This window comes from Cryobacterium sp. Y11 (assembly GCF_002929535.1).
Classification (GTDB): Bacteria; Actinomycetota; Actinomycetes; order Actinomycetales; family Microbacteriaceae; genus Cryobacterium.
Window position 1 is genome coordinate 1 of record NZ_PJJO01000028.1, and the last position, 6,003, is coordinate 6,003.

Consider the following 6,003-nt stretch of genomic DNA (forward strand, 5'->3'; position numbering starts at 1 on the left):
TGTTTCTAAGTTAAGTCCGGCGGTGTCCTACTCTCCCACAGGGTCCCCCCTGCAGTACCATCGGCGCTGAGAGTCTTAGCTTCCGGGTTCGGAATGTGACCGGGCGTTTCCCTCTCGCTATAGCCGCCGAAACATCTTTCGATGAATCGATTCTATATTATTTAGTTATATAGAGCCCTCATGACGAAGGCGCTGTTCTCGACCGTACATCGAGAACCACATAGTGGACGCTAAAGCAGCTTCTTCAAACTGAGTGTTATCAAATTATCGGCTTATTAGTACCGGTCAGCTCCATGGGTCTTTAGTCCCCACTTCCACATCCGGCCTATCAACGCAGTAGTCTAGCTGCGAGCCTCTCCCCCGAAGGGATGGAAATCTCATCTCGAAGCCGGCTTCCCGCTTAGATGCTTTCAGCGGTTATCCGTTCCGAACGTAGCTAATCAGCGGTGCTCCTGGCGGAACAACTGACACACCAGAGGTTCGTCCATCCCGGTCCTCTCGTACTAGGGATAGATCTTCTCAAATTTCCTGCGCGCGCAGCGGATAGGGACCGAACTGTCTCACGACGTTCTAAACCCAGCTCGCGTACCGCTTTAATGGGCGAACAGCCCAACCCTTGGGACCTACTCCAGCCCCAGGATGCGACGAGCCGACATCGAGGTGCCAAACCATGCCGTCGATATGGACTCTTGGGCAAGATCAGCCTGTTATCCCCGAGGTACCTTTTATCCGTTGAGCGACAGCGCTTCCACAAGCCACTGCCGGATCACTAGTCCCGACTTTCGTCCCTGCTCGACTTGTCAGTCTTACAGTCAAGCTCCCTTGTGCACTTACACTCGACACCTGATTACCAACCAGGTTGAGGGAACCTTTGGGCGCCTCCGTTACTTTTTAGGAGGCAACCGCCCCAGTTAAACTACCCACCAGGCACTGTCCCTGAACCGGATCACGGTTCGAAGTTAGGTATCCAATATGACCAGAGTGGTATTTCAACAATGACTCCACCTGAACTAGCGTCCAAGCTTCACAGTCTCCCACCTATCCTACACAAGCCACACCGAACACCAATACCAAGCTGTAGTAAAGGTCACGGGGTCTTTCCGTCCTGCTGCGCGTAACGAGCATCTTTACTCGTAATGCAATTTCGCCGAGTTCGCGGTTGAGACAGCTGGGAAGTCGTTACGCCATTCGTGCAGGTCGGAACTTACCCGACAAGGAATTTCGCTACCTTAGGATGGTTATAGTTACCACCGCCGTTTACTGGGGCTTAAATTCTCAGCTTCGCCTTACGGCTAACCGTTCCTCTTAACCTTCCAGCACCGGGCAGGCGTCAGTCCGTATACATCGTCTTGCGACTTAGCACGGACCTGTGTTTTTAGTAAACAGTCGCTTCCCACTGGTCTCTGCGGCCTTCGAACGCTCCCGGAGCAAGTCCGTTCACGCCTCAGGCCCCCCTTCTCCCGAAGTTACGGGGGCATTTTGCCGAGTTCCTTAACCACGATTCTCTCGATCTCCTTAGTATTCTCTACCTGATCACCTGAGTCGGTTTGGGGTACGGGTGACTAAAACCTCGCGTCGATGCTTTTCTTGGCAGCATAGGATCACTGATTTCACCCTTACGGGCTACCCATCGGGTCTCAACCTTATATGAGAGACGGATTTGCCTATCTCTCGGCCTACATCCTTAGACCGGGTCAACCATCGCCCGGCTCAGCTACCTTCCTGCGTCACACCTGTTAATACGCTAACCGCACCAGCATAGGGTCGCACGCTAGGCCCCACGCTTCACCCCGAAGGGATCCATCTAGGGGATTCAGATGCTTAGCATTACTGGATTAGCTTGGGCGGTTTTTCGTCAGTACGGGAATATCAACCCGTTGTCCATCGACTACGCCTGTCGGCCTCGCCTTAGGTCCCGACTTACCCAGGGCGGATTAGCCTGGCCCTGGAACCCTTGATCTTTCGGAGGACGGGTTTCTCACCCGTCTTTCGCTACTCATGCCTGCATTCTCACTCGTGTGGCCTCCACGGCTGGTTTACACCGCCGCTTCGCTGGCCACACGACGCTCTCCTACCCATCAACACGGCTGAACCAACACCACAAGGGTGCGGCTAACCAAAAATATCAATGCCACAACTTCGGTGGCGTGCTTGAGCCCCGTTACATTGTCGGCGCGGAATCACTTGACCAGTGAGCTATTACGCACTCTTTCAAGGGTGGCTGCTTCTAAGCCAACCTCCTGGTTGTCTGTGCAACTCCACATCCTTTCCCACTTAGCACGCGCTTTGGGACCTTAGTTGGTGGTCTGGGTTGTTTCCCTCTCGACGATGAAGCTTATCCCCCACCGTCTCACTGCTGCGCTCTCACTTACCGGCATTCGGAGTTTGGCTGACGTCAGTAAGCTTTTAGGCCCCATCGGCCATCCAGTAGCTCTACCTCCGGCAAGAAACACGCAACGCTGCACCTAAATGCATTTCGGAGAGAACCAGCTATCACGAAGTTTGATTGGCCTTTCACCCCTATCCACAGCTCATCCCCTCCATTTTCAACTGAAGTGGGTTCGGTCCTCCACGACGTCTTACCGTCGCTTCAACCTGGCCATGGATAGATCACTTCGCTTCGGGTCTAGGACATGCGACTGAATCGCCCTATTCAGACTCGCTTTCGCTACGCATTCCCCTCTCGGGTTAAGCTCGCCACATATCACTAACTCGCAGGCTCATTCTTCAAAAGGCACGCTGTCACCAGAACAAAGCTGGCTCCAACGGTTTGTAAGCAAACGGTTTCAGGTACTATTTCACTCCCCTCCCGGGGTACTTTTCACCTTTCCCTCACGGTACTTGTTCACTATCGGTCATGTAGGAGTATTTAGGCTTATCAGGTGGTCCTGACGGATTCACACGGGATTTCTCGGGCCCCGTGCTACTTGGGATACTTCTCGGGCGATTGCTGCATTTCGACTACGGGGTTCGCACCCTCTATGACCAGGCTTTCAATCCTGTTCGTCTATACAACGTTCTAACCCTTACCATTCGGTAGAATAGGCAGAAAAGTCCCGCAACCCCGACCATGCAACACCTACCGGCTATCACACATGATCGGTTTAGCCTCATCCGGGTTCGCTCGCCACTACTAACGGAATCACTGTTGTTTTCTCTTCCTGTGGGTACTGAGATGTTTCACTTCCCCACGTTCCCTCTACCCGCCCTATATATTCAGGCGGGAGTCACCAGGTCACCTCACGGGCCTGGCGGGGTTTCCCCATTCGGACATCCTCGGATCACAGTTCGTTTATCAACTCCCCGAGGCTTATCGCAGATTACTACGTCCTTCTTCGGCTCTACATGCCAAGGCATTCACCGTTTGCTCTTAAAAATTTGAAATCACATGAGTTTGAATCGATTAAGTATCACCACCCGAAAGTGATGATCGAAATTGACCAATGATCACAGCACTAAATAAATTCAGTGCTTAGATCTTTGTAATTGACCGCAGCATCCAAAGATAACTGCGGCAAATTTAAGATGCTCGCGTCCACTGTGTAGTTCTCAAAGTACGGGCGGTACCCTTCCCACCGGCAAGTAATGCCAACAGGAAAAAGTCCAGAAGAATCAGATCAACCCAGAACATCACGTCCCAAATTGTTCCGGTCCCTCAGGACCCAACAGCGTGCATATACAAGTCTCTCTACCAAACACCGTTCCAACTCCCGAAGGAGCGTACCAAGTGCTTACTAGCCGTTCTTGCATCAATGTCAATGTTCCACCCATGAGCGCCATCCAAGAACATTCGTCTTGGTATGACTGGTCACCATATTCCGCTGTATACAGACGGGATGACACGTGCTCCTTAGAAAGGAGGTGATCCAGCCGCACCTTCCGGTACGGCTACCTTGTTACGACTTAGTCCTAATCACCAATCCCACCTTCGACAGCTCCGTCCCTTACGGGTTCGGCCACTGGCTTCGGGTGTTACCGACTTTCATGACTTGACGGGCGGTGTGTACAAGGCCCGGGAACGTATTCACCGCAGCGTTGCTGATCTGCGATTACTAGCGACTCCGACTTCATGAGGTCGAGTTGCAGACCTCAATCCGAACTGAGACCGGCTTTTTGGGATTCGCTCCACCTTGCGGTATCGCAGCCCTTTGTACCGGCCATTGTAGCATGCGTGAAGCCCAAGACATAAGGGGCATGATGATTTGACGTCATCCCCACCTTCCTCCGAGTTGACCCCGGCAGTATCCCATGAGTTCCCACCATTACGTGCTGGCAACATAGGACGAGGGTTGCGCTCGTTGCGGGACTTAACCCAACATCTCACGACACGAGCTGACGACAACCATGCACCACCTGTATACCGACCTTGCGGGGCGACTATTTCTAGCCGTTTCCGGTATATGTCAAGCCTTGGTAAGGTTCTTCGCGTTGCATCGAATTAATCCGCATGCTCCGCCGCTTGTGCGGGCCCCCGTCAATTCCTTTGAGTTTTAGCCTTGCGGCCGTACTCCCCAGGCGGGGAACTTAATGCGTTAGCTGCGACACGGAGACCGTGGAATGGTCCCCACATCTAGTTCCCAACGTTTACGGCATGGACTACCAGGGTATCTAATCCTGTTCGCTCCCCATGCTTTCGCTCCTCAGCGTCAGTTACGGCCCAGAGATCTGCCTTCGCCATTGGTGTTCCTCCTGATATCTGCGCATTCCACCGCTACACCAGGAATTCCAATCTCCCCTACCGCACTCTAGTCTGCCCGTACCCACTGCAGGCCCGAGGTTGAGCCTCGGGTTTTCACAGCAGACGCAACAAACCGCCTACGAGCTCTTTACGCCCAATAATTCCGGACAACGCTTGCACCCTACGTATTACCGCGGCTGCTGGCACGTAGTTAGCCGGTGCTTTTTCTGCAGGTACCGTCACTTCCAGGAAAACCCAGTCACTTCTTCCCTACTAAAAGAGGTTTACAACCCGAAGGCCGTCGTCCCTCACGCGGCGTTGCTGCATCAGGCTTGCGCCCATTGTGCAATATTCCCCACTGCTGCCTCCCGTAGGAGTCTGGGCCGTGTCTCAGTCCCAGTGTGGCCGGTCACCCTCTCAGGCCGGCTACCCGTCGTCGCCTTGGTGAGCCATTACCTCACCAACTAGCTGATAGGCCGCGAGCTCATCCTTGACCAAAATTCTTTCCACCCCAGAAGATGCCTTCCAAGGTAATATCCGGTATTAGCTACAGTTTCCCGCAGTTATCCCAGAGTCAAGGGCAGATTGCTCACGTGTTACTCACCCGTTCGCCACTGATCCAAGAAGCAAGCTCCTCTTCACCGTTCGACTTGCATGTGTTAAGCACGCCGCCAGCGTTCGTCCTGAGCCAGGATCAAACTCTCCGTAAATGTTTGAATAGCTACCCGATCCATATAAATACAAACCGAACGCCCATCTAGTGCACCCCACAACCGGAATAGGCTGAAACGATGCAAGTTTGAAACTGACAAGAACAAATCATTACTGACTTGCTTTGTTTAGTTGCCTCATCCGAAGACAAGGACTTGTTAAATATTATTTCCAAAGGAATCTCTTAGCTGCACCCCGCTAGAAACGGGCCACAACCACGAGGTTTTTGGCATTTGACATTGTGCACGCTGTTGAGTTCTCAAGGATCGGACGCACCCGACATCAGGCCCTACTGGGCTGTCGCTCCGGGGCAACTTGTCTAACTTAGCCCCCCAACCAGACCCTGTCAAATCGAGTAAACACCCAGTTTCAGACGCACACAGCGACTAAAACCACGCAACTCAACCAACACAACCAGCAGGAGGAAGATTACTATCCTAGCCCAACACAGACGCTCCTGAAACAGAAACCCTGAATTGAATTAGCCAAGATCTGGTCCCACGTGAGGCCGAAAAGCACTGCGGCTTTCCGCACCTTTGGGGTACGTATAGATACATTACGGTCAGAACAACCACCCGTCAAAACGCCCCCCACCCGGGCGTGTCGCCAACCAG

The 6,003-nt window shown here is 53.0% G+C and carries 3 rRNA genes; all 3 read right to left on the bottom strand.

From position 1 onward, the window contains the following. Window positions 1-14: 14 nt before the first annotated feature. Window positions 15-131, bottom strand: a 5S ribosomal RNA gene (gene rrf / locus CXY75_RS00345). A 124-nt stretch (window positions 132-255) separates the two neighbouring features. After that, a 23S ribosomal RNA gene (locus CXY75_RS00350) occupies window positions 256-3,384 on the bottom strand. A 470-nt stretch (window positions 3,385-3,854) separates the two neighbouring features. Next, a 16S ribosomal RNA gene (locus CXY75_RS00355) occupies window positions 3,855-5,388 on the bottom strand. Together the 16S, 23S and 5S rRNA genes form the textbook arrangement of a ribosomal RNA operon. Window positions 5,389-6,003 lie beyond the last annotated feature (615 nt).